The organism is Streptomyces sp. NPDC056161, from assembly GCF_042268025.1.
In the GTDB taxonomy this organism is placed as follows: Bacteria; Actinomycetota; Actinomycetes; order Streptomycetales; family Streptomycetaceae; genus Streptomyces.
This window is the reverse complement of the sequence record NZ_JBHJUV010000047.1, coordinates 26,867-49,903: the sequence shown is the minus strand read 5'-3', so window position 1 is coordinate 49,903 and position 23,037 is coordinate 26,867. Positions and strand designations below refer to the sequence as shown.

19 protein-coding genes are annotated in these 23,037 nt (G+C 73.4%); 11 read left to right on the top strand and 8 right to left on the bottom strand.

All coding sequences use genetic code 11. The features are described 5' to 3' along the window. Window positions 1-40: 40 nt before the first annotated feature. Window positions 41-442, bottom strand: a complete 402-nt coding sequence (locus tag ACFC09_RS34015; protein WP_376534705.1) for a RidA family protein — start codon at window positions 440-442, stop codon at window positions 41-43. A gap of 101 nt (window positions 443-543) precedes the next feature. Here ACFC09_RS34015 and ACFC09_RS34010 point away from each other — a divergent pair, with 101 nt between their 5' ends. Together ACFC09_RS34010 and ACFC09_RS34005 are read left to right on the top strand one after the other, a co-directional pair. After that, a complete protein-coding gene (locus ACFC09_RS34010; protein WP_376534703.1) occupies window positions 544-927 on the top strand; it encodes a winged helix-turn-helix transcriptional regulator in 384 nt (127 codons plus the stop codon). A gap of 443 nt (window positions 928-1,370) precedes the next feature. Further along, window positions 1,371-2,477, top strand: coding sequence for an isopenicillin N synthase family dioxygenase (locus ACFC09_RS34005; protein ID WP_376534701.1), 1,107 nt, complete (start codon window positions 1,371-1,373; stop codon window positions 2,475-2,477). 133 nt (window positions 2,478-2,610) lie between these two features. Here ACFC09_RS34005 and ACFC09_RS34000 read toward each other — a convergent pair whose 3' ends face one another. Further along, on the bottom strand, window positions 2,611-3,711 hold the full coding sequence (locus ACFC09_RS34000) for a citrate synthase 2 (RefSeq protein ID WP_376534699.1): 1,101 nt from the start codon (window positions 3,709-3,711) through the stop codon (window positions 2,611-2,613). A 257-nt stretch (window positions 3,712-3,968) separates the two neighbouring features. Here ACFC09_RS34000 and pdxH point away from each other — a divergent pair, with 257 nt between their 5' ends. Both pdxH and ACFC09_RS33990 read left to right on the top strand, forming a co-directional pair. Continuing rightward, the gene (gene pdxH, locus ACFC09_RS33995) at window positions 3,969-4,643 is read left to right on the top strand and encodes a pyridoxamine 5'-phosphate oxidase (RefSeq protein ID WP_376534697.1); all 675 of its coding nucleotides are present in this window, start codon (window positions 3,969-3,971) and stop codon (window positions 4,641-4,643) included. 514 nt (window positions 4,644-5,157) lie between these two features. After that, the gene (locus tag ACFC09_RS33990) at window positions 5,158-6,585 is read left to right on the top strand and encodes a PAS domain-containing protein (RefSeq protein ID WP_376534694.1); all 1,428 of its coding nucleotides are present in this window, start codon (window positions 5,158-5,160) and stop codon (window positions 6,583-6,585) included. Window positions 6,586-6,640: 55 nt separating this feature from the next. On the opposite strand, the gene ACFC09_RS33985 is transcribed toward ACFC09_RS33990, so the two are convergent. Beyond that, window positions 6,641-7,396 (bottom strand): SIS domain-containing protein, encoded by a 756-nt coding sequence (locus ACFC09_RS33985; protein WP_376534692.1) that lies wholly within the window; start codon window positions 7,394-7,396, stop codon window positions 6,641-6,643. Between the two features lie 276 nt (window positions 7,397-7,672). On the opposite strand from ACFC09_RS33985, the gene ACFC09_RS33980 reads away from it, so the two are divergent. Both ACFC09_RS33980 and ACFC09_RS33975 read left to right on the top strand, forming a co-directional pair. Further along, complete coding sequence (locus ACFC09_RS33980) at window positions 7,673-8,365, top strand: metal-dependent transcriptional regulator (RefSeq protein ID WP_376534690.1); 693 nt, start codon at window positions 7,673-7,675, stop codon at window positions 8,363-8,365. A 627-nt stretch (window positions 8,366-8,992) separates the two neighbouring features. Further along, window positions 8,993-9,850 (top strand): alpha/beta fold hydrolase, encoded by an 858-nt coding sequence (locus ACFC09_RS33975; protein ID WP_376534688.1) that lies wholly within the window; start codon window positions 8,993-8,995, stop codon window positions 9,848-9,850. Window positions 9,851-10,246: 396 nt separating this feature from the next. Here the strand turns inward: ACFC09_RS33975 and ACFC09_RS33970 are convergent, their stop codons facing one another. The 3 genes from ACFC09_RS33970 to ACFC09_RS33960 form a co-directional block, all read right to left on the bottom strand. Continuing rightward, on the bottom strand, window positions 10,247-11,833 hold the full coding sequence (locus ACFC09_RS33970) for a transporter (protein WP_376534686.1): 1,587 nt from the start codon (window positions 11,831-11,833) through the stop codon (window positions 10,247-10,249). Then, on the bottom strand, window positions 11,830-12,621 hold the full coding sequence (locus ACFC09_RS33965; RefSeq protein WP_376534684.1) for an ABC transporter ATP-binding protein: 792 nt from the start codon (window positions 12,619-12,621) through the stop codon (window positions 11,830-11,832). The genes ACFC09_RS33970 and ACFC09_RS33965 overlap by 4 nt, the downstream gene beginning before the upstream one ends. Before the next feature lie 203 nt (window positions 12,622-12,824). Beyond that, window positions 12,825-13,478, bottom strand: coding sequence for a bifunctional DNA primase/polymerase (locus ACFC09_RS33960; protein WP_376534682.1), 654 nt, complete (start codon window positions 13,476-13,478; stop codon window positions 12,825-12,827). A gap of 274 nt (window positions 13,479-13,752) precedes the next feature. Between ACFC09_RS33960 and ACFC09_RS33955 the strand changes: the two genes are divergently transcribed. Then, window positions 13,753-15,138, top strand: a complete 1,386-nt coding sequence (locus tag ACFC09_RS33955; RefSeq protein WP_376534680.1) for a transcriptional regulator — start codon at window positions 13,753-13,755, stop codon at window positions 15,136-15,138. A 243-nt stretch (window positions 15,139-15,381) separates the two neighbouring features. Then, entirely contained in the window at window positions 15,382-17,190 is a 1,809-nt protein-coding gene (locus tag ACFC09_RS33950) for a hypothetical protein (RefSeq protein WP_376534678.1), read from the top strand. A gap of 184 nt (window positions 17,191-17,374) precedes the next feature. Here the strand turns inward: ACFC09_RS33950 and ACFC09_RS33945 are convergent, their stop codons facing one another. Beyond that, on the bottom strand, window positions 17,375-18,688 hold the full coding sequence (locus tag ACFC09_RS33945; RefSeq protein WP_376534676.1) for an ABC transporter substrate-binding protein: 1,314 nt from the start codon (window positions 18,686-18,688) through the stop codon (window positions 17,375-17,377). A gap of 117 nt (window positions 18,689-18,805) precedes the next feature. On the opposite strand from ACFC09_RS33945, the gene ACFC09_RS33940 reads away from it, so the two are divergent. Further along, complete coding sequence (locus tag ACFC09_RS33940) at window positions 18,806-19,306, top strand: hypothetical protein (protein WP_376534738.1); 501 nt, start codon at window positions 18,806-18,808, stop codon at window positions 19,304-19,306. Window positions 19,307-19,352: 46 nt separating this feature from the next. Further along, window positions 19,353-20,234, top strand: coding sequence for a formyltetrahydrofolate deformylase (gene purU, locus ACFC09_RS33935; RefSeq protein ID WP_376534674.1), 882 nt, complete (start codon window positions 19,353-19,355; stop codon window positions 20,232-20,234). 62 nt (window positions 20,235-20,296) lie between these two features. Here the strand turns inward: purU and ACFC09_RS33930 are convergent, their stop codons facing one another. Continuing rightward, complete coding sequence (locus ACFC09_RS33930) at window positions 20,297-21,298, bottom strand: GlxA family transcriptional regulator (protein ID WP_376534672.1); 1,002 nt, start codon at window positions 21,296-21,298, stop codon at window positions 20,297-20,299. Between the two features lie 70 nt (window positions 21,299-21,368). Between ACFC09_RS33930 and ACFC09_RS33925 the strand changes: the two genes are divergently transcribed. Next, the gene (locus ACFC09_RS33925) at window positions 21,369-22,898 is read left to right on the top strand and encodes an MFS transporter (RefSeq protein WP_376534670.1); all 1,530 of its coding nucleotides are present in this window, start codon (window positions 21,369-21,371) and stop codon (window positions 22,896-22,898) included. Window positions 22,899-23,037 lie beyond the last annotated feature (139 nt).

The window sequence follows — 23,037 nt, the reverse complement described above, 5'->3', positions numbered from 1 at the left end:
ACCGGGTCAGGCGGGACACCGGCCGGGGCGCGGCACCGGGTCAGGCGGGCAGCTTCGTGTCGACGACGAAGGCGATCTCCACGAGCTGGCCGGGGAGGGTCAGTTCGCTGACGCCGAGGACCGTGCTGGCGGGGCAGTGGTCGCCGAAGTACGCCATGTTGCCCTCCGCGATCGCCGTGGCGTGCTGCCGCAGGCCCACCAGGTACACGGTCTGCGAGACGATCTGCTTCCGGGTGACGCCGTAGTGGTCGAGGATCCGGTCCATGTTGGCGTAGGTCAGCTTGAGCTGCGCGGCGAAGTCGTCCGCGTGACGGAACTCGCCCGCCTCGTCGAACGAGACCTGCCCGGAGGCGTGGATCAGATCGCCGGACCTGATCGCCTGGGAGTAGCCGAAGTCGGTCTCGGCCGATATGCCGAAGCGGAACGCGTCGATGGCGGACATGGGAGTGGCCCTTCTCTCGTGCTCTCTTGTGGTTACTCAGGAACTGTAGGAAAGTGAGGGCCGACGTGGAAGAACGCACTTTTTGGTGACTGAGGAACCTCATGGTGACAAAGCAGCAGCTCAAGTCTCTGCCCGCGGACGCGGACCTGAGGCGCGCGGACTCCCTGGCGCGCGAGATCTTCTCGGACGTCGCCAACAAGTGGGCGTTCCTGATCATCGAGGCGCTCGGCGAGCGCACCCTGCGCTTCAGCGAACTGCGTGACGAGGTGGAGGGCGTCAGCCACAAGATGCTCACCCAGAACCTGCGCATGCTGGAGCGCAACGGCCTGGTCGACCGCGAGGTGCACCCCACCGTGCCGCCGCGGGTCGAGTACACCCTCACCGAGCCGGGACGGGCCCTGCGCGCCACGGTCGACGCCATCTGCGGCTGGACCAGCCAGTACCTGGGCCACATCGAGGACGCCCGCGGCCGGTTCGACTCCTGAGGCGCGTCACCTCCGGAGCGGGCGGCGCGGCGGGCCGACCGGGGAGGGGACGTGGTGTCCGGCGGGCGGTCGGCGGTCGGCGGTGTGCGGTGCTCGGCGGTTGGCGGTCGGTGGTGTGCGGTGCTCGCCGGTTGGCGTGGTGTGCGGCAGGCCGCGGTGCGCGGGCTGCGGTGCGCGGCGGGCCGCGCCGCCCCCGTGGGCAGGCGTCCGGCGGGCGATACCCTTGGCGCATGATCTTGATGCTCGTCAGGCGCCGTCACGTGGACCACGCCCTCGTCACGAGCACGGGCTGTCGGCGCTCCGCCTGACCCGGCCCCGCCGCCCGCACCGTCCCTCCACCCGTTACGTTCCTCCACTCGCGCTTCCCCCCGAGGCATCCGCGGCCCCGCCGCCCGTCCACGACGGCTGCCCGGGGCGGCCCACCACCCCGCGGACCCAGCCCCATGACCCATCCCGAGCGGCGCACCACGACGACCTCGTGGCACGACCAGCTGCCGATCATCGACCTCTCGGCGGCCGACCGCGGCCGTCAGGCCCGCACCCTGCTGCACGCGCAACTGCACAGCGCCGCCCACGACATCGGCTTCTTCCAGCTCGTCGGGCACGGCGTGCCACGGGCCGAGCGGGCCGCGCTGCTCACCGCCGTACGGGCCTTCTTCGCGCTCCCCGAGGCCGACCGGCTCGCCCTCGACAGCGCCGGCTCGCCCCACTTCCGCGGCTACTCCCGGACCGGCGACGAGCACACCCCCGGCGCCCATGGCCGACGCGACCGGCTGGACCTGGGCGCCGAACGCCCCGCCCGCGCCCCCGGTCCGGGCGAGCCCGCGTACTGGTGGCTCGAAGGCCCCAACCAGTGGCCCGCCGCCCTCCCCGAACTGCGTACCGCCGCCCTCGCCTGGCTCGACCGGCTCAGCGGCGTGGCCCGGCGGCTGCTGCACGAACTGCTCACCGCCGTGGGCGCCCCCGCCGACTTCTACGACCCCCTCTTCGGCGACCGGGCCCACCCGCGCCTCAGCCTCGTACGCCACCTCGGCACCGCGAGCACCGGCACCGCAAGCCTCGGCACCGCGAGCACCGGCATCGCGAGCCCCGGCGTCACGGGCCGGGACGGCGCCGGCCCCGGCGTCAGCGCCGGCCCGTCCAAGGACCGCGGCTTCCTGACCCTGCAACTCCACGCGCACGGGACGGCCGAACGCCGCCACGCCGCACCACTGCCGGACGACGCCTTCCTGGTCAACCTCGGTGCACGCCTTGAGGCGGCGACCGGCGGCTACCTGATCGCCGCCGACCACCGGGCCGCCGCCCCGCCCGGCACCGCCGAGCGGTACTCCGTCCCGTTCTTCGCCAACCCGCGGCTCGACGCCCCTGTGCCGCCGCTGCCCTTCCCGTACGCGCCGTACGCGCCGTACGCGGCCGAGGCCCCCGACAGCACCGGGGACCCGGCCGCACCGCCGTACGCCGCGTACGGCCACCACGAGCTGAAGGGCGAGCTGCGCGCCCATCCCCTGGTGGCACGACGCCACCACCGGGACCTGCCCGCCCCGGCCTGACCGCCCGCCCCGCCGGGCCCCGCCCGCAACACGAGACGGCCGTGCCCCGCCCGCAACACGAGACGGCCGGGCCCCGCCCGCAACACGAGACGGCCGGGCCCCGTCTTCCGGACGAGACGGCCGGTCCCCGCCCTCAGTGCGAGATGTCCGCGTACCCCTCGATGTCCCGCACGCTGCGCGACCCCGGACCCACATAGCGGGCGGACGGGCGCACCAGCCGGCCCGTCCGCTTCTGCTCCAGGACGTGCGCCGACCAGCCAGCCGTCCGCGCACAGGTGAACATCGACGTGAACATGGACGCGGGAACCTCGGCGAAGTCCAGCATGATCGCCGCCCAGAACTCGACGTTCGTGGCGAGGACCCGGTCCGGACGCCGGTTGTGCAACTCCTCCAGGGCCGCCTTCTCCAGCGCCTCCGCGATCTCGTAGCGCGGCGCGCCCAGCTCGCGGGCCGTGCGCCGCAGCACGCGCGCGCGGGGGTCCTCGGCCCGGTACACCCGGTGCCCGAAGCCCATCAGCCGCTCACCCCGGTCCAGGGCCTGCTTGACGTACGCCTCCGCGTCGCCGGTGCGCTCGATCTCCTCGATCATCCCGAGGACCCGGGAGGGCGCGCCGCCGTGCAGCGGACCCGACATGGCGCCCACCGCGCCGGACAGCGCGGCGGCCACGTCCGCACCGGTGGAGGCGATGACCCGGGCGGTGAAGGTGGAGGCGTTCATGCCGTGTTCGGCGGCCGAGGTCCAGTACGCGTCGACGGCCGCGACGTGCTTCGGGTCCGGCTCGCCCCGCCAGCGGATCATGAACCGTTCGACGATCGTGGACGCCTTGTCGATCTCCTGCTGCGGCACCATCGGCAGCCCCTGCCCGCGCGCCGACTGGGCGACGTAGGACAGCGCCATCACCGCCGCCCGTGCCAGGTCGTCGCGGGCCTGTTCCTCGTCGATGTCGAGCAGCGGTTTCAGCCCCCACACCGGGGCCAGCATGGCGAGCGCCGACTGCACGTCGACCCGGACGTCACCGGAGTGCACGGGGATCGGGAACGGCTCGGCGGGCGGCAGACCGGGGTTGAAGGCGCCGTCGACGAGCAGCCCCCACACGTTCCCGAAGGAGACGTGCCCGACCAACTCCTCGATGTCGACACCCCGGTACCGCAGGGCACCGCCTTCCTTGTCCGGTTCGGCGATCTCCGTCTCGAACGCGACGACTCCTTCGAGTCCGGGTACGAAATCGGACATGGGGCGGCTCCTCGTGGTGGGTGCGGGCGCATGGCGGACGCGGGTACTACCACGGTTCCACGGTCGCTCTCAGGACTCGCGGTCCGGGCGGTCACCCCGGTGATGCCCCGATCGGCCTACGCTCACCCAACCGGCGGGGCATCAGCACCATAGCGCCGGGTGCCACCGCAGGGGAGCCCGTACGGCACTGCGTGCCACAGTCCGTGCCGCGACTCCACGCCCCGCGCGTCCGTACACGCATACGGCAAGATGACCGCGTGACCGACCGCGACCCCATCCTCGACCCCGCCGCCATGCGCAAGCACTACCGCGTGGAGGGCATCGACGAGACCGACCTGGCCGCACACCCGATGGAGCAGTTCGCCCGCTGGTTCGAGCACGCAGCGCTGGCCGCCGCACACGGGACGGTCTACGAACCCAACGCGATGGTCGTCTCCACGGCGGACGCCGAGGGCCGCCCCAGCTCCCGCACGGTCCTGCTGAAGCAGTACGACGACCGGGGCTTCGTCTTCTACACCAACTACGACTCCCGCAAGGGCCGCGAACTGGCCGAAAACCCCCAGGTCTCCCTGCTGTTCCCCTGGCACCCGCTGGCCCGCCAGGTCATCGTGACGGGCACCGCGCACCGCACCGGTCGCGACGAGACCGCCGCCTACTTCCGCACCCGCCCGCACGGCTCCCAGCTCGGCGCCTGGGCCAGCGCCCAGTCCACGGTGATCCCCTCCCGGGCCGCCCTGGAGGAGTCCTACGCCGAACTCGCGGCCCGCTATCCGCAGGGCGAGCAGGTGCCGGTGCCGCCGCACTGGGGCGGCTTCCGCGTCACCCCGCGCACGGTCGAGTTCTGGCAGGGGAGGGAGAACCGCCTGCACGACCGGCTGCGCTACGTCGCCGAGGAGGACGGCGGCTGGCGCCGGGAACGCCTCAGCCCCTGACCGCGGCGGACCCTGACCGCCTCAGCCCCTGACCGCGGCGGAAAACGCCCGCACACGCAGACGACCCGCGGGCTCGGGTCCTTCGCCGTACGACGAAGAAGCCGGCCGGACGTACCGGCGAGCCCGCGGGTCGGGTGACTGCTTGGGATTGGGCCGGCTGCACGCTGCTTTCACATGCTGGTCCGGCACCGCACTCGGTGTGGTGGCGAGCCGCTAGCCCGCAGTCACCTCACGCGTCCGGTTTTCATACATCTGCCGAACCACCTCCCTTCTCGTGTGCTCCACACACTAGGAAGCGGTCGGCCACCGATCAAGCTCTTTTTTCCACGGTGTCGCGCCACCGCCGGTTCCGTGCGCCCGGCGGGGGCGGCCGTCCGCGTTCGGCGGGCGCGCGTACAACGATTCCCGCAAGATTGTGGGAACCAAGTGTGTGCTGCGTCACGTTCGAGTTGAATGGAGGAGAGAGAGCGAACCTTCGCGCCGTATCCGCGGACGCAGCCTGCAGGGGGTCCAGGTGAGTGCTTCCCGGCGTAGTGGGACCACCGACGAGCTGGGGCCGGACGAGCCCGAGCGGGCCGGCGGCGCGGGCACGTGCGGCCCGGAGGACGCGGGCGGCTCCGATCTCCTCGCCGCGCTGCTGGACGGGATGGACGCGGCCCTGTGCGCCTTCGACGCGGACGGTGTCGTCACCCACTGGAACCGGGAGGCGGAGCGGATCCTCGGCTGGACCGCGGCGGAGGCCGTGGGGCGGCACGGGTTCGCAGGCTGGGCGGTGCGCAGCGCCGACGCCGAGGAGGTCGAGGGCCGGCTGCTGTCCGCGATGCACGCCCCCGGGCGGCAGGTGCACGAGTTCGCGCTGGTCACGAAGGACGGCGGGCGGGTCCTGGTGCGGACCCAGTCCGCGGCGGTGCGCGGTCCGGACGGCAAGCCGGCCGGGGTGTACTGCGCCTTCAGCGAGGTGCACGCGCAGATGGACCTGGAGCGGTCCATCGCCCTGAGCGAGGCGCTGTTCGAGGACGCGGCGTGGGGCGTCGTGCTCATCGACGCCGATCTGCGGCCCGCGGTGGTGAACGCGTACGCGGCGCGCGCCCTGGGCACAGGCCGCACGTCCGTGCTCGGCCGGCCCCTCGGTGAACTGCTCACCCAGGGCGTGGAGGACCTGGAGGGCGCGCTCACCCACGTGCTGGCCGAAGGCGCACCGCCCGCACCGGCCGAGATGTGGGTGGCCGTGCGGACCCCGGAGGGCGAGAAGCGGCGGTGCTGGCGCAGCGGCTTCCTGCGGCTCGCCTCGCCGCTCGCCGAGGAGCCGGTGCCGCTCGGCGTGGGCTGGCTGTTCCAGGACGTGACGGAGGCCAAGCAGGGCGAGCAGGAGGCGTCGCTGCTGCGCTTCCGTACCAACCAGCTGCACCGGGCGGCCCGTGCCGCGGCCGAGTGCGAGGACCCGGCGGAGGCGGCCACCGTCCACCTCGACTTCGCGCTCGCCGGGTTCGCCGACCACGCGCTGATCGACCGGGTGGCGGGCCCGCCACCCGCCGACGGCGGTGTGCGGCCGGCGGTGCGGCTGGTGCGGATCGCCGCGACCCCCGCCGGGGCGCCGGGACCGAGCCTGCTCACGGGCGCGGCCGGACTGCCCCTGCGGTACGAGATCGGCCATCCCGCGGTGCAGTGCGTCGAGCGGTCCGGGACGGTGCGGGCCGACGCCGGCGGCATGTCCGCCGAGCGGGCCCGGGAGTGGGCGCTGGAGCGGCAGTGGCCCGGGGACAGCGTGCACGCGCTGTGCGCGGTGCTGCGCAGCCGGGGGCGCACGCTGGGCGTCGTGACGTTCCTGCGCGGGGCCGCGCGCAGCGCCTTCGAGCGCTTCGACGCGACGTACGCGGAAGACGTGGCGGCGCGCATCGCGGCGGCCCTGGACCTGGCGGCGGCGACGGCGCAGGACCGCTGAGGAGGCCGGCGCCGCGCCCGGCGGGGCGCGGGGAGCCGCGGCTGCCGCGGAGGTTTCAGCGCCGGTAGAAGATCCGGTCCCGGTACTCGTCCATGATCCGGGTGTTCCAGTCGTGTCCGCCGTCGACGTTCCCGGAGCGCAGCAGCGGCGGCTCGACGCCACGGGCGGCGAGGGCCTGCGCTGTCGTGGCCATGACCGCCTGGAGGAGCGCGGTGGTGACGACGGTGGAGGCGGGGGCGAAGGGGGCCGGGATGGTGTCGAGGGTGAGTTCCGCGTCGCCGACCGCGATCTTCGAGTCGAGGACGATGTCGCAGTGGTCCTTCAGGAATGTGCCGGAGCCGTGCCGGGACGAGGTCTGCGCGGCGTACGCCACCGACGTCACGCCGATGACCCTGACCCCCCGGCCGCGCGCGGTCATGGCCATCTCCACGGGGAGGGCGTTGCGGCCCGACAGGGAGATGATCACGAGGACGTCGCCGGACCGGACGGGTGAGGTGTCCAGGACGGCACTGGCCAGCCCGTCCACGCGTTCCAGGGCGGAGCCGAGGGTGGCGGGGACGACGTCGACGCCGACGGCACCGGGCACCGGGAGCAGGTTCATCAGGGCGAGACCGCCGGCCCGGTAGACGACGTCCTGGGCGGCGAGGGAGGAGTGTCCGGCGCCGAAGGCGAACAGTCTGCCGCCGGCCTCGACGGTGTCGGCGAGGAGCGTACCGGCCGCCGCGATGGCCGCGGACTCCTCCTCGCGGACCTGTCGCAGCAGGCCGATGGCGGCGTCGAAGAACTGGTCGGCCGGTGTGCCGTCGCTCATGCGGTGCCCTTTCGCAGCGTCGTCGCAGCGTCTGTGTCGCGGATCGTCGCGGATCGTCGCGGATCACCGTGCGGTCTGGACCAGCGCGCTGTCAATACGGCCGGTGCGCCGTCCCGTACGGAGGCGGGCAGCTCCCGACGCACCGCGCACACGCGCTGGAAACCCGGCTGTTTCGGCGGTGCGGGACGGTTGTCGGTGGTATGCGTCAGAATTGAGGCCAGGGCCAGCGCATGCCGGAGAGCGGCAGCTTCCGGCAGAGGTAATCGAGGGGCACGTATGTCCGGACTGATCGACACCACGGAGATGTACCTCCGCACCATCCTCGAACTGGAGGAGGAAGGCGTGGTCCCGATGCGCGCCCGCATCGCCGAGCGGCTGGACCAGAGCGGTCCGACGGTGAGCCAGACGGTCGCGCGGATGGAGCGCGACGGCCTGGTCTCGGTGGCGACCGACCGGCATCTGGAGCTGACCGACGAGGGCCGCCGGCTGGCCACGCGCGTGATGCGCAAGCACCGGCTCGCGGAGTGCCTGCTGGTCGACGTGATCGGCCTGGAGTGGGAGCAGGTGCACGCCGAGGCGTGTCGCTGGGAGCACGTGATGAGCGAGGCGGTGGAGCGCCGCGTCCTGGAGCTGCTGCGCCATCCGACCGAGTCGCCGTACGGCAACCCCATCCCGGGCCTGGAGGAGCTGGGCGAGAAGGACGGGGCCGACCCGTTCCTCGACGAGGGCATGGTGTCGCTGGCGGACCTCGACCCGGGCGCGGACGGCAAGACGGTCGTGGTGCGCCGTATCGGCGAGCCGATCCAGACCGACGCGCAGCTGATGTACACGCTGCGCCGGGCGGGCGTGCAGCCCGGTTCGGTGGTGAGCGTGACCGAGTCGGCGGGCGGTGTGCTGGTGGGCAGCAGCGGTGAGGCGGCCGAGCTGGAGGCGGACACCGCCTCCCATGTGTTCGTGGCCAAGCGCTGAGGCGCGAAGCCCGGCGCGAGGGCGCGGAGCCGGGCGCCGGGGCGCCGCCGGGCACGGCGCGGGTGGCTCGTCGAACGCAAGGGCGGCGCGTCGGACGCCGGCCGCGCGCGGCGTCTGGGCAGCCCCAGGTTCGGCGTCAACTCCCGTGGCTGGAGCGCCGGTTGGGGCCGGACCGAGTGGCGCCGAAATCCCGGATTCGGTGCTCCGAACGGCAGCGCTCGGCCGTATCTCGTGCAAGGCTGTCGCGAGAGGCATATGACCGGAGGGGGGCGGGGAGGATGTGCCGCAGACAGGGAGAGGGCCCCGGCACCCTGCGGCGCCGGGGCCTGTCCTCCCCTGTGCTGACCCGGAGCCCCGAGCTCTCAGGGTCATTCCCCGCGGACCGGTTTCCCCGAGCGGTCCGCCTCCCGCGTAACAACTCCCCTCGGCGGCGACGATCATTCCTCGTCGGGGGTCACTCGAATGAGGGGTGTTGTCTGCAGAGGCACCGGTTTCGAAAAGTTATTCGATAATCTAGGGCAATCTACGGGGAAACTACGGCAAACTACGGCAGCATCTGCGCAACGCAGCGGTACGACGGCAGGACACAGCGGTACGGTCCGAGCGGAGCTAGGGGGGTGCCGGCGCATGGCACGGCGTATCGACGTGAGGGGAGCGGGCGGCGTGGGGCTGGCCGCCTGGGAGTTCGCCGACCCTCCCAAGACGGATCCGGAACCCGGGCCCGGGGTGTTGTTACTGCACGGCCTGATGGGCCGGGCCTCGCACTGGGCGGCCACCGCCCGCTGGCTCTCCGAGCGCCACCGCGCCGTCGCGCTGGACCAGCGCGGCCACGGCCAGAGCGACAAGCCCCCGCCGGCCGCGTACACCCGTGACGCCTACATCGAGGACGCCGAGGCGGCCGTCGAACAGCTCGGCCTCGCCCCAGCCGTGGTCATCGGACACGCCATGGGCGCGCTGACCGCCTGGCAGCTCGCCGCCAAACGCCCCGACCTGGTGCGCGCCCTGGTCATCTGCGACATGCGGGCCTCCGCCCTCGGCGGGGCCTCGCAGCGCGAGTGGGCCAACTGGTTCAAGTCCTGGCCCGTACCGTTCGCCACGCTCGCCGACGTCCGCAAGTGGTTCGGCGAGGACGACCCCTGGGTGGACCGTCCGAATCCGGCCCGCGGCGAGTTCTACGCCGAGATCATGCACGAGTCCGCGGACGGCTGGCGGCCCGTCTTCGACCCCGACCGGATGCTGAAGTCCCGCGAGACCTGGGTGCACGACGCCCACTGGGAGGAGCTGACCCACGTCGGCTGCCCCGCCCTGGTCGTCCGCGGCCTCGACGGCGAGCTGGGCCGCGCCGAGGCCCAGGAGATGGTCCGGGTCCTGCCCCGCGGCCAGTACGCGGAGGTCGCCGACGCCGGCCACCTCATCCACTACGACCAGCCGGCCGCCTGGCGCACGGCGATCGAACCGTTCCTGGACACGGTCCTCACCCAGTGAGGGCGGGAGCGGGCTGAGGACGGGGCGCATCCGAACGCGGGGGGAGCACCGAGCCCCGTCGGACGCGGCGGCCGGTCCGGGTCCGGTGGTCGACGGGTCAGGGCGAGGTGGCCGACCGGTCCGGGTCCGGTGGCCGACGGGTCAGGGCGAGGTGGCCGACCGGTCCGGGCAGGGCGGCGGCTCTGGCGGGCCCGAGCGGGGCGGCTGACGGGTCCGGGCGGGCGGCTGGATCCTGACCGCCCGGCGGCCGTCTCAGCCACCTCGGTAGGCCCCTGCTGCTCCGCCGCCCCGGCCGCCTTCGTACGTCAGCCGGTCACCAACCTCCCCACCGCCCCTCGCCGGTCCTTCCCCCCTCCTCCACGCCCTCCATCCCCTCCATCCCCCCTGTCTCCTTCGTCACCCCTTGCTGACCGCGGCCAGTATCTCCGGCAGGTACGCCGCCGTCCGCGGTGCCGCCAGCCGCAGGCCCCATACGGTGATTCCCGCGCCGTAGGCGGCGCCGACCGGCAGCAGCAGCCAGGTCCAGGCACCGCCGCCCGCGCTCACGTTCAGCGCGATGGCGAGCGTGATGACGGGCGTGCACAGCAGGGCCGCCGAGACCATGCCGCCGAAGATCGCGATCCAGGCCAGGCCGCCCTGCCCGGGTGCCACGTTCTTGTAGCCCTCCTGCGGGATGGAGTACGGGAAGCGGGCCGAGGTCCACGCCCCGGTCGCCAGCATCGCGCCGAGCAGCGCGAAGGACAGGCCGAGCGTCTCGGACAGCCGGTGCCAGTCGCCCAGCAGGGCCGTCGTCAGGACGGTCACCACAACCGCGTACGGCAGGGTGATCACCAGCAGCGCCAGTGCCCGGCCGCGCAGTTCGACGTACGCGTCCCGGGCGGAGGAGATGGTCATGGCCACCATCCAGAACGCGGACGTGTCCTGCCCGAACTGGTTGTACATCTGGATGCCGAGCATCCCGGCGGCGAAGCACGCGAAGTAGACCGTCCCGGTGCCCTGCACCGCGTTGAACACCGGCACGATCAGCCCGATGGCCAGCGAGGTCACCCACGCCGCCTTGGTCTTGGGATCGCGCCAGACGTAGCGCAGGGAGCGCTCCATGACCGTACCCGTGCGGCCCGTCGGCAGCAGCCGGCCGAGCCCGGTCGAGGTGCGCGCGCGGGCGCCGCTGTCGGCGGCCTGCAAGGTGGAGCCGTCGGGCGCGGTCATCAGGCGGGTCAGGCTGCGCGCCCACAGGGCGAGCAGCAGCGCCAGCGCCGCCACGGTCAGCAGCACCTGGGCGGCGGCCCGGCCGTACGCCCCCTCGCTCACCGCGTGCACCGCGCCCACCGCCGAGGCGGGCGGCACCCAGCGCAGCACGTCGGCGGCCGGGGCGAGCTGGCCGAGCCCGGCCGAGCCGAGCCGCTGCGCGCCGAAGTTGACCAGTTGCGCGCCGACCGCGACGACCAGCCCGCTGAGCACCGCGAGATCGCGGCCCTTGCGGCTGGTCAGCAGCCGTACGTTGGCCGCGGCCACGGCCCGCGCGAGGGCCACGCAGACCAGCACCCCGAGGACGGTCGCGAGGACCGCGGTGACGTAGGCCGCGGCGCCGTGGGCGACCGACAGGGCACAGCCGACCAGCAGGAGCAGCGTGAACGCCGGCCCGATGCCGACCAGCGAGGCCGCCAGCAGGGCCCGTACCAGCGGGCGCGGGCGCAGCGGCAGCATCACCAGCCGGGTCGGGTCGAGCGTCTCGTCGCCGCTCGGGAAGAACAGCGGCATCACGGCCCAGCCCAGCGCCAGTACGGCTGTCGCCAGGAGGGCGACGGCGTCGGCGTGGGCGTTGCCGCGCAGCGCGATCAGGCCGAGCAGTTGCAGCGCGGCGAACAGCAGCGCGACGACGGCCGAGGCGACGAACGCGGCCCGCCGTCCGCCGGACTGCCTGAGCCCGTTGCGCAGCAGGGACAGCTTCAGCCGTACGACGGTGGCGGTGACGTCCGTCATCGGGCCCCGCCGCCCAGCCAGTCCAGGTCGGAGCCGGCGTCGCGGCCCTGCGCGCCGACCAGTTCCAGGAACGCCCCCTGGAGGGTGGTGTGCGCGCCGCGCACTTCGGGCAGCGGACCGGTCGCGCGGATGCGGCCCGCCGCCAGCACGGCCACCCAGTCGCACAGCGACTCGACGAGTTCCATGACGTGGGAGGAGAAGACGACGGTGGCGCCGGAGCCCGTGTACCGCTCCAGGACGCCCCGGATGGTCTGCGCGGACACCGGGTCGACGCCCTCGAACGGCTCGTCGAGGAAGAGGACTTCGGGATTGTGCAGGAGGGCCGCGGCCAGCCCGATCTTCTTGCGCATGCCGGTGGAGTAGTCGACGACGAGCTTGTGCTGGGCACCGGCGAGATCGAGCACGTCCAGCAGCTGGGAGGCCCGCTTGTCGACCTCGGCCCCGGGCAGCCCCCGCAGCCGTCCGGTGTAACCGAGCAGTTCGCGCCCCGACAGCCGCTCGAACAGCCGCAGCCCCTCCGGCAGCACGCCGATCCGTGCCTTGACGGCCACCGGGTCCCGCCACACGTCGTGGCCGACCACCTCGACGGACCCCTGGTCGGGCCGGAGCAGCCCGGTCACCATCGAGAGGGTGGTGGTCTTACCGGCTCCGTTGGGCCCCACCAGCCCGATGAACTTTCCCGCCGGCAACTCCAGATCGATCCCGGCGACAGCGACCTGCTGCCCGAACCGCTTCCAGAGCCCGCGCACAGACACGGCCGCGCCGCCCACTCCCGTTTGCTCCGTCATACGAGCACCCTACGGTGCAAACCCCATCCCCCAAGAGGCACGGAGAACGACGCGAACCCCCCCACGGCCCCGCACCCGCCCCCAACCTCAACGAAGCAGCCACCCAAGCCCCCAGGGGCGCGGGGAACTGCGCGAACACCCCCCACTCATCCGCACCCGCACCCGCACCCGCCCCCCCAACCCCAACCACCCGACAACCACCCCTACCGGTCCCTCCCGCACGCATACGCCAACGGCGAGATCAACTCCTCCACATCCGGCAACCACCGATTCGCAGCCGTCGGCCGGCAGGCCCACTGCACGGCCCCCTGCGACCCGAACCGCGTGGGCGGCGCAGCCACATACGACCCCTCGCCGAGCGCGACCAGATCGAGCGACCCCAGCGACCAGCTCAGCTTGCGCAGCAGTTCCGCGAGCTTCAGCGAGGCACCCGGCAGGACGAAGAAGTTCATCCGCCGGTCGGGGGTGCGCGTCACCGGCCCGAGCGTCAGCTCCATCCGCTCCATCCGGGCCAGCGCCAGGAAGCCGGCCGACTCCGGGACGGACAACGCGTCGAAGGTACGGCCCGTCGGCAGCAGGATGGACGCCGTCGGCTGCTTCTGCCACATCCGCCGGGCGACGGTCGCGCTCCCGGTCGCCAGGGTCGCCCAGTCCGCGCGCCCCGGGTGTGCGCCGGGGGCGGCGCACGCGGCGTCGCCGCAGGAGCAGTGCTGCTCCCCGTCGGCGGCTTCCAGCCAGGTGCCGGGTACCACGTCCCAGTGGCGCTCCTCGGCGTAGCGAACGGCGTTCTCCAGCAGCGATTCCCCGCGCTGCTTCGGAATCTGGGCGGCTTCGGGTCCAGCGATCGTCTCTTCCACGCCCCACTCAACTCCCGCGCCCACCTCGGGTTACGGCCAGTGCGATGACAGGACCGCGCGCGGGGGAGGAGCATCGGTTCCGTAATTGGGGCGCATGGATGCATGTCCGGGGGCGCGCGGGAGGAAGCCCGTCGTGGCCGGGGTAGCCACCGTTGGGGGTCGGGATCAGCCTTTACTCCGGCAATCCTCGCATGACTCGCATTTTCGGTACGAAGCGGGGCATTGATCTTCAGGGCCGGATCTTTTCGCTTCAGGGGTTGGCAGGGGGTACGCCATGGCCGCAAGGCCACTCGTCGCGCGGCAGCCGAACGAACGGCTGCAGGCGCTCATCCAGGAGGCGGGGTGCTCGAACGCCGGGCTCGCCCGCCGGGTCAACATGTGCGGCGCCGAGCACGGCCTCGACCTGCGCTACGACAAGACGTCCGTGGCCCGTTGGCTGCGCGGTCAGCAGCCGCGGGGCCGGGCGCCCGCCATCATCGCCGAGGCACTGGGCCGCAAGCTGGGCCGTACGGTCACCATCGACGAGATCGGGATGGCCAACGGCAAGAACCTCGCCTCGGGCGTCGGTCTCCAGTTCTCGCCGACGGTGCTGGGAGCCATCGAGCAGGTCTGCGAGCTGTGGCGCAGCGACGTGGGCCGCAGGGACTTCCTGTCCGGTTCGTCGGTCGCGGCGTCCGCGCTGGTGGAGCCGAGCCGCGACTGGCTGATCTCGGCGCCGGACGCCCAGGTGGCGCGGCAGGCGGGCCCGCGGGTGGGGCAGTCGGACGTGGCGGCCGTGCTCGCGATGACCCAGGCGCTGGTGGACCTCGACCACCAGTACGGCAGCGGGCATGTCCGCCCGGTGGTCGTGCACTACCTCAACAGCGTCGTCTCCGGGCTGCTGGCCGGTTCCTACCGGGAGGCCGTCGGCCGCGACTTGTTCGCCGCGGTGGCCCGACTGACCGAGCTGGCCGGGTACATGGCCGTCGACACCGGCCAACCGGGCCTCGCCCAGCGCTACTACATCCAGTCGCTCAGGCTGGCCCAGGCGGCGGGCGACCGCGGGTACGGCGGCTACGTGCTCGCCTCGTCCATGAGCCACCTGGCCGCCCAGCTCGGAAACCCGCGCGAGATCGCGCAGTTGGCGCGCGCGGCGCAGGAAGGGGCACGGGGCCGGGTCACCCCGCGCGCGGAGGCGATGTTCCACGCGGCCGAGGCGCGCGGACACGCGCTGCTGGGCGATGTGCGGGCGGCGCAGTCGGCGTCCGAGCGGGCGGTCACGGCGATGGAGTCGGCGCACGCGGACTCCGGGGACGACCCGGCGTGGATCGCGCACTTCGACGAGGCTTATCTGGCGGACGAGTTGGCGCACTGCCACCGCGACCTCGGGCAGTCCGAGGCGGCGGCGCGGTACGCGCAGCAGTCGCTGGCCGGGCATCCCGAGGGGCGGGTGCGCAGGCGGGCCATCGGTTATGTGCTTCTCGCCACAGCGCAGGTGCAGCAGCGCGAGGTCGAACAGGGCTGCCACACCGGCCTGAAAGCGGTGGAACTGCTGGAATCGCTCCGCTCCAACCGCGGCGCCGAGTACCTGGACGACTTCCAGCAGCGGCTGGAGCCGTACCGGGACGAGCCGGTGGTGCGGGAGTTCGGGGCGCGGCTCGACCTGCAACAGGCCGCGTGAGACGGCAGGCCGCGTAGTACGGCCGCCCGCGACGCGGGTGAACACGGAACGGGACGGAGCGTGAACGCACGGGAAATCGAAGTGTTGGCGTGGGGACGGGGCCATTAACAGCGCCTCACGGGGTGGTTCCGTTACAGCCGGCGCAGGGAGGACGATCGCCCCCTGAGCTGCGTGGCACCCGGCTCGGGGGACCCGGTAGCGTGAGCCGACGATTCCGAAGGTCCCCCAATCGTAGGAGTCCCGGTGACGCAGAGTGGACAGGGCGAGCCCGCGCGCGAAGGCATCGTGCTGCCCTCCGACGGTGGCGAGCCGCTGCTGCCGGGTATGACGGGCGGATCCGCACCTCAGCCGACCCGCCCGCAGCCCTCCGGCCCGGGGCAGCCGTCCGGACCGCAGCCGAGCGGCCCCCAGTCGGCCGCCCCGCCCGGCGGTCAGGCGTGGGGGCAGCCCTGGGGCCCGGAGCAGCAGTCGGCCGCCGCCCCCCAGCCCGACCAGGGCTGGCCCCCGGCCCCGGCGCTGGAGTGGGGGACCACGAACCAGCCCACTCCGTGGACGCCCCAGGTGCAGCACGGCCCCGGTGCGGGCCCGCTGCCCCCGGAGGGTTCCCCGACACCGCCGCACGGCGGCGCGGCCCCGCAGGACCCGGCGGCCGGGGCCTACGGTTCCGGCGCGACCGGCGCGGCGCAGCTGCCGTACGGCTCGGGCGGCGACGCGGCGCCGCTGCCGTACGGAGGTGGCGGCGCTCAGCAGCAGTCGTACGGGGACGGTGGCGCTCAGCAGCAGTCGTACGGGGACGGTGGCGCCCAGCAGCAGTCGTACGGAGGTGGCGGCGCCCAGCAGTCGTACGGCGCTCCGCTTCCCCCGGCCGCCCCCGCGGAGCAGGCCGCCACGCAGTACATGCCGCCGTCCGCGCCGGCGGAGCAGGCCGCCACCCAGTACATACCGCCGGTCGCGCCCGCGGAGCAGGCCGCCACGCAGTACATACCGCCGGTCGCCGCGGGCGGCCCGGGTCCCGGGCCCGCTCCCGCGAGCGAGGGCGCCACGCAGTACATACCGCCGGTGGCTGCGGGCCCGCTGCCGCCCGAGGCGTCGGGGCAGGACACCCGCTTCCTGGGGCGGGCGGAGCAGCCGCAGCCCGCCGCGCCCGGCTCCGACGCCGAGGCCACGCAGTACATCCCCCCGGTGGCCGCGCCGTACGGCGGCGAGCAGGGCGGGGACCGGCAGCCGCCCGCCGAGTTCGACAACCTCTTCCGCAGTGCCGGGGGCGGTCCCGCGGCGGCCCCGCCCACCCAGCAGATGCCGCCCTTCCAGCAGCCGCCGACCGCCTACGCGGGGCAGCCGCAGCCCGCGTACACCCCGCAGGGACCGGGCGGGGGCGGCGGGCGGCGCGGTGCGCAGGACGGCGGCGGGCGCGGTGGGCGCCGCGGCGGTTCCCGGGTGCCGCTCATCGCGGCCGCGGGCGTCGGCATCGTCGTCCTCGGGATCGGCGCGGGCGCGCTGCTCAGCAGCGGCGGCGGCGATGACAAGGGCGACAACAAGAAGACCGTCGCCGCCTCGGCCCCCGCGGACAGCGGATCGCCGTCCGCGGCCGCCGATCCGGCCCAGCCGCAGGCCGCTGCCCTGGACAAGCTGCTCGCCGACAGCGGCGGCAGCCGCGCCTCGGTGATCAAGGCGGTGGCCGACGTGAAGGCGTGCCGCAACCAGGGCGAGGCCGCCGCGGCCCTGCGGGCGGCGGCCAAGCAGCGCACCGATCTGGTCTCCCGCCTGTCGCAGCTGGCCGTGGACCAGCTGCCCGACCACGCCGAGCTGACCACCGCCCTCACCAAGGCGTGGCAGGCGTCGGCGTCGGCCGACAATCACTACGCGGCCTGGGCCGACCAGGCCGCCAAGAAGAACGGCTGCAAGAAGGGCCAGGCCCGCACCACTGGCCAGGCCCAGGAGGCCAACCGGGACAGCGGTACCGCGAGCACCGAGAAGAGCAAGGCGGCCCGGCTGTGGAACGCGATCGCCAAGAAGTACGGCCTGACCGAGCGCCAGGCGACCCAGCTGTGACCCCGGGCGCCGGGCCCGGCCGGTACGCCGGGCGCGGCGCGGCCGGACCTGGCGGGCGGCGCCGGTCCGGCTGGAACTGACTGGAACTGACTGGAACTGACGGGACGGGCCCGGACCGGCGGGCGTCGGTCCGCCAGGGGCCGACCCGGCCGCACCGGACGCCTCCGGGCCGGCCGGCCCGGACTCAGCCGAGGTTCGCGTTCTGGAGCGTGCCGGTGACGTCCGTGAGGCCCCCGCCCCTGGCCGCCACCAGCTGTCCGGCGCGTACGACCTGAAGCGTGACGTCCGCGTTGACCAGCCGGGGCAGACCGACGGCGGCGAGCTTGCCCTGGCCACGGGCGGGCCAACTCAGGGTCGGGGTGAGCCCGCCCGTGGCGATCTTGATGCCGGAGTCCAGGGTGGCCCGCACGCTGTCGGCGCTCACCTCGCCGCCGCCGATCTTCCGCAGGACGGCCCGCAGCACGGTGTAGGCGATCCACGTGGTCTGCACTCCGGCGTCCGCGGGGTCGATGCGGTTGTCGCCGAAGGCTTGCTTGTCGATCACCTCCTTCATCGGCTTCCAGCGCGTGTCGGTGGCCACCGGGTACCAGCCGGTGACGTACGAGCCCTCGTACGGCCCGCTCGCGCCGCCCGACGCGTTGATCACGCTCTGGTCGACGCTGCCGAGCACGGTCGCGGTGCTCACCCGCGGATAGTCGTCGCGGGCCCGCCGGAAGGAGTCCATGAAGGTCGCGGTGGAGCCGCCGAGCGCCGGCACCACACAGCCCTGCGCCAGTGGGTCCGACGTCGCTTCCCTGAGCGCCTGGTCGGCCTGCCGGCCGTACTCGCCGACGTCCTCGGGGGCCAGCTGGTCCTTCGCCTTGTCGTGCTTGCCCGCGCCGAGCCCCGAGTTGAGCAGCGGGGGCAGCTCGTCGCCCGCGATGCTGTCCGGGCGGACCAGGGCGACGGGGCCGCAGGTGCCGGCGAGGGCCTTCCCGAGGCCGGCCAGCAGGCTGGCCTGGCCGCCGTTGACCGGGTAGGACAGGGCGCTGGTGAACTCCTCGGTCGTCACGCCGTAGCCGCCTATGTACGGGATGCCGGCGCTCTCCAGCGGCGCGAAGTACGAGTCGCCGAACTCGCTGTAGGAGCCGACGACCGCCACCACGTTCTCGTCCACCGCGCGGCGGGCGCACTTCGCCGCGCCCACGGCGTCGTTGCCGTCGTTGCAGGTCAGGACCTTCAGCTTGCGGCCGGCGAGACCGCCCTCGGCGTTGATCCAGCGGGCGTACGCCTCGGCCACGGCGGGCATGCCGTCCATGTCGGCGGCGTCGGTGCCCTGCGGTGCCCAGGTCATCACCTTGATCGTGTCGTCCCCGGAACCGCCCGTTCCGGGAATGACCCCGCATCCGGCGGCGAGCGAGGCACAGGCCACGAGCGCAGCCGCGGACAGCACGGAGGCTCGGGCAGGGCGGGTGCGTGGGGGGAGGAACGTATCGCGAGAGCGTCGCCTGCCGGTCATGTTCACGGACGATTCCGTCACACCGCTAACCCGTGCATGACCCACGGTCAACCAGTGGTGACTTGGAGGTGAATTGCGGGGGTCGGTGGGGAGCGCGCTGTGAAGAACGTACGATCGGTGACCGTGCAAGGTTCGGAGAACTCTTCCCGTCGCGGCCGTCGCTCCCCCACCATGGGCGGCATGCCGCAGAATGACATGCCGTGGTGGCGCTGGCGCAGCAATGTGCGTTCCGCGCTGCACATGCTCTCCGACCAGGCGTTCCAACGAGACGTCTGGCTGGTCGGCGTCGACGGGTACGGGGACGTGACCGACGCCGTGTACCGGCTGGTGGAGGACACCTGGCTGGACAACTGGTCCGCCGAGAAGTACGTCGGCACGATCTTCCGGGACTCCCAGGAGGCGGCGCTCGTCGACACCGCCGTCCTGCGGGTGCTGCGGATCATGCACGCGGTGGGCCCGGACGCGCCGGTCGCCGCCTACCTGGAGAACCAGGGCTGGCCGGAGGCGGTGCGGGCGGCCCGGGACGCCCACGTCCGGATGTCGGTGAGCGACGGCGACGACCCCGACGCGCCGCCGCGGAGCCTTGAGGTGCTCCAGATCATGACGCGGTCCGCGTAGCGGACCGTGCTCGGTACGGCGAGGCGGATGTGGGACCCTGTCCCGCATGAACGACCAGCCCACCCGAGCCGCGGCCCTGGCCGACCAGTACGTCCTGACGCTCTCGTGCCCTGACAAGAAGGGCATCGTGCACGCCGTGTCGAGCTATCTGTTCATGACCGGGTGCAACATCGAGGACAGCCAGCAGTTCGGCGACCACGACACGGGTCTGTTCTTCATGCGCGTCCACTTTTCGGCTCAGGCGCCGGTCACCGTGGACAAACTGCGGGCGAGCTTCGCGGCGGTCGGCGACTCCTTCCAGATGGACTGGCAGATCAACCGCGCGGACGCGAAGATGCGCATCGTCCTGATGGTCAGCAAGTTCGGCCACTGCCTCAACGACCTGCTGTTCCGCGCCGGGACCGGTGCGCTGCCGGTGGAGATCGCCGCGGTCGTCTCCAACCACCGGGAGTTCGCCGGGCTGGTGGAGTCGTACCGCATCCCCTTCCACCACCTCCCGGTGACGAAGGACACCAAGACGCAGTCCGAGGAACGGCTGCTGGAGATCGTCCGCGAGCAGCAGGTCGAGCTGGTGGTGCTCGCCCGCTACATGCAGGTCCTCTCGGACGAGCTGTGCAAGCAGCTCAGCGGCCGGATCATCAACATCCACCACTCCTTCCTGCCGAGCTTCAAGGGCGCGAAGCCCTACCACCAGGCGCACGCCCGTGGGGTGAAGCTGATCGGTGCCACGGCGCACTACGTGACCGCCGACCTCGACGAGGGCCCGATCATCGAGCAGGAGGTGGAGCGGGTGCGGCACGACGTCACTCCGGACCAGCTGGTCGCGATCGGACGGGACGTGGAGTGCCAGGCGCTGGCGCGGGCCGTGCAGTGGCACGCGGAGCGCCGGATCCTGCTCAACGGGCGGCGGACGGTGGTGTTCGCCTAGGCCCCGCACCGGCCGAGGGTGCCGGACGGCGTCCGCGGCACCCGGAACCCGGGCCCGCGCCGTCACGCCGTCGGCCCGGCGCCCTCGCCCGCAGGCGCGGCGGGGACGAGGGCGGCGTCCGCCGGGGGACGGCGGGTGAAGGTGCGCCGGTAGGCGGTCGGCGTGGTGTGCAGGACGCGCCGGAAGTGCAGCCGGAGGTTGGCCGCCGAGCCCAGTCCGCAGTCCTGTGCCACCTGGTCGATCGACTGGTCGGTGGCCTCCAGCAGTTCGCGGGCGGCGTTCACCCGGGCGTTGACCAGCCATTGCAGCGGTGTCGTGCCGGTCTCCTCGGTGAAGTGGCGCATGAACGAGCGCTGTGACATACGGGCGTGCCGGGCGAGTTCGCCGATGGAGAGCGGCTCCGCGAGGCGCTCCAGGGCCCAGGCCCGCGTCCCGGCCAGCGAGGTGTCACCGGCGACCGCCACGGGCGCCGGTACGTACTGGGCCTGCCCGCCGTCCCGGTGGGGGGCGGCGACCAGGCCGCGGGCGATCCGGTTGGCGGCGACGGCGCCCAGGTCGCGGCGCACGATGTGCAGGCACAGGTCGATGCCGCAGCACGCCCCGGCCGAGGTGAGCACCTCGCCCTCGTCGACGTAGAGCACGTCGCGGTCCACCGCCACGGCCGGGAAACGCTGCTCCAGGTCGTCGATGTACTGCCAGTGGGTGGTGGCGTGCAGGCCGTCCAGTACGCCGGCGGCGGCCAGCGCGAACGCGCCGGTGCAGATCGACACCACGCGCCGCCCCCGGCCGCGGGCCTCTCGCAGGGTGTCGAGCACCGCCGGGGGCACCGGGCGCAGGGGCGGGTCGACGCCGGGCACGATCACGGTGTCGGCGGTGCGCACTTGGTCCAGCCCGGCATCGACCAGCAGCTTGAAACCGCCGGTGGTCGTGACCTGACCGGACAGGGCGCACATGGTCAGCTCGTAGGGGGTCTCCGGACGCGGGGAGAAAACCTGGGTCGGGATGGCCAGGTCGAGCGGGGTCACCCCGTCCAGCACCACCACGGCCACACGATGAACAGCCATGGCAGCATCCTAATGAAACACAGCATTTTTGCCACTCGTCGGTGCGGCGTGACGGCGCGAGGCTCAAGGCATGACCCGACCCGTGCAGCGGCCCCTGCCCGATACGGCGGCCGATCCGGTGCCCGGCGCGCCCGCACCCATGAACTCCGCACCCATGAACTCCGTACCCATGAACTCCACGCCCATGAACTCCGCGCCCATGAACTCCGCACCCGCGAACCGCCCACCCGCGAACCGCCCACCCGCGACCCCCGCACCCGCGACCCCCGCACTCGCGAACCCCGGTGGTACGGCGCTGCGGAAGCGCGGCACGGCCGGGACCGGCGACGGCCCGAGAACCGCGAGCCTGATGCTGCCGGCCTCGATCGTCGTCTCGTTCCTGGCCGCCTCCAGCGCGCCGACCCCCCTCTACGCGACCTACGCCGGCAGATGGGGCTTCTCGCCGATCACCACCACCGTCGTCTTCGGCGTGTACGCGATCGCCGTACTGCTCGCCCTGCTCGTGCTCGGCCGGCTGTCCGACCACGTCGGCCGCCGGCCGGTGCTGCTGGCCGCGCTCGCGGTGCAGGCGGTCGCGCTGGCCGTGCTCATCACCGCGGGCGGGGTCGGTGCACTGGTGGCCGGCCGGGTGTTGCAGGGCGTCGCCACCGGTGGGGCGCTCGGCGCGCTCGGCGCGGCGATGGTCGACGCGGACCGCAGACGCGGCACGATGGCCAACGCGGCGGCGCCGGGATTCGGCACCGGCACCGGAGCGCTGCTGTCCGGGCTGCTGGTCCAGTACGCGCCGGCGCCCACCCGCCTGGTCTACCTCGTGCTCGTCGGCGTCTTCGTCGTGCAGGGCGTCGGAGTGTTCCTGATGCCGGAGACCGTGACCCGCAAGCCCGGGGCGCGCGCCGCGCTCGTACCCGAGTTCACGGTGCCCGCCGGGCTGCGCGGCCCGGTGGTCGCGGCGGCACCGATCCTGTTCGCCGTGTGGGCGCTCGCGGGTTTCTACGGGTCGCTCGGTCCGGCGCTGGTGAGGCAGTTGTCCGGCTCCTCCTCGGTGGTGCTGGGCGGCTTCGGATTCTTCCTGCTCGCCGTGGTCGGATCGGTGACGACCGGCGTGCTCGGCCGGGTGGCACCCCGCACCGTGATGCGGGTCGGCATCGTCATGCTCGTGCTGGCCGCGGGAGGCACGGTGGCCGCGGTCGGACAGTCCTCGACCGTCGGCTTCTTCGGCTGCACCGTCGTCGCGGGCATCGGCTTCGGGGCCGGGTTCCAGGGCGGTATGCGCACCGTGGTGCCGCTCGCCGCCCCGCACGAACGGGCCGGCGTGCTGTCGGTCCTCTACGTCGTCTGCTACCTGGGCATGGGCGCGCCCTCCGTCGCCGCCGGGTTCCTGGTCGTGCACGGCGGCGGACTCCTCGGCACGGCCCGCGACTACGAGTTCTTCGTCATCGTCCTCGCCCTCGCGGCCCTGCTGGGACTGCTGTCCACGAACCGGTCGGGCGGGCCCCGTGCGCAGGGGGCGGGAGCGCGGGGAACCACGCGGGCAGCAACGCATACGGACCCGGACCCGGACCCGCAGCCGACCACGGACCCCGGCGAGCGCCCGTCCTGAACTCCCGTCCCGCCGCGTCGTGAACCCGTCCCGGCCCGCCATGTCGTGAACCCGTCCCGGTCCTCGGCCCCCGCCGTGAACCCGTCGGGGCCCCGCCACGGTCCCGACCCGCCCCGCCGGGTCCTCGGCCCCCGCCGGG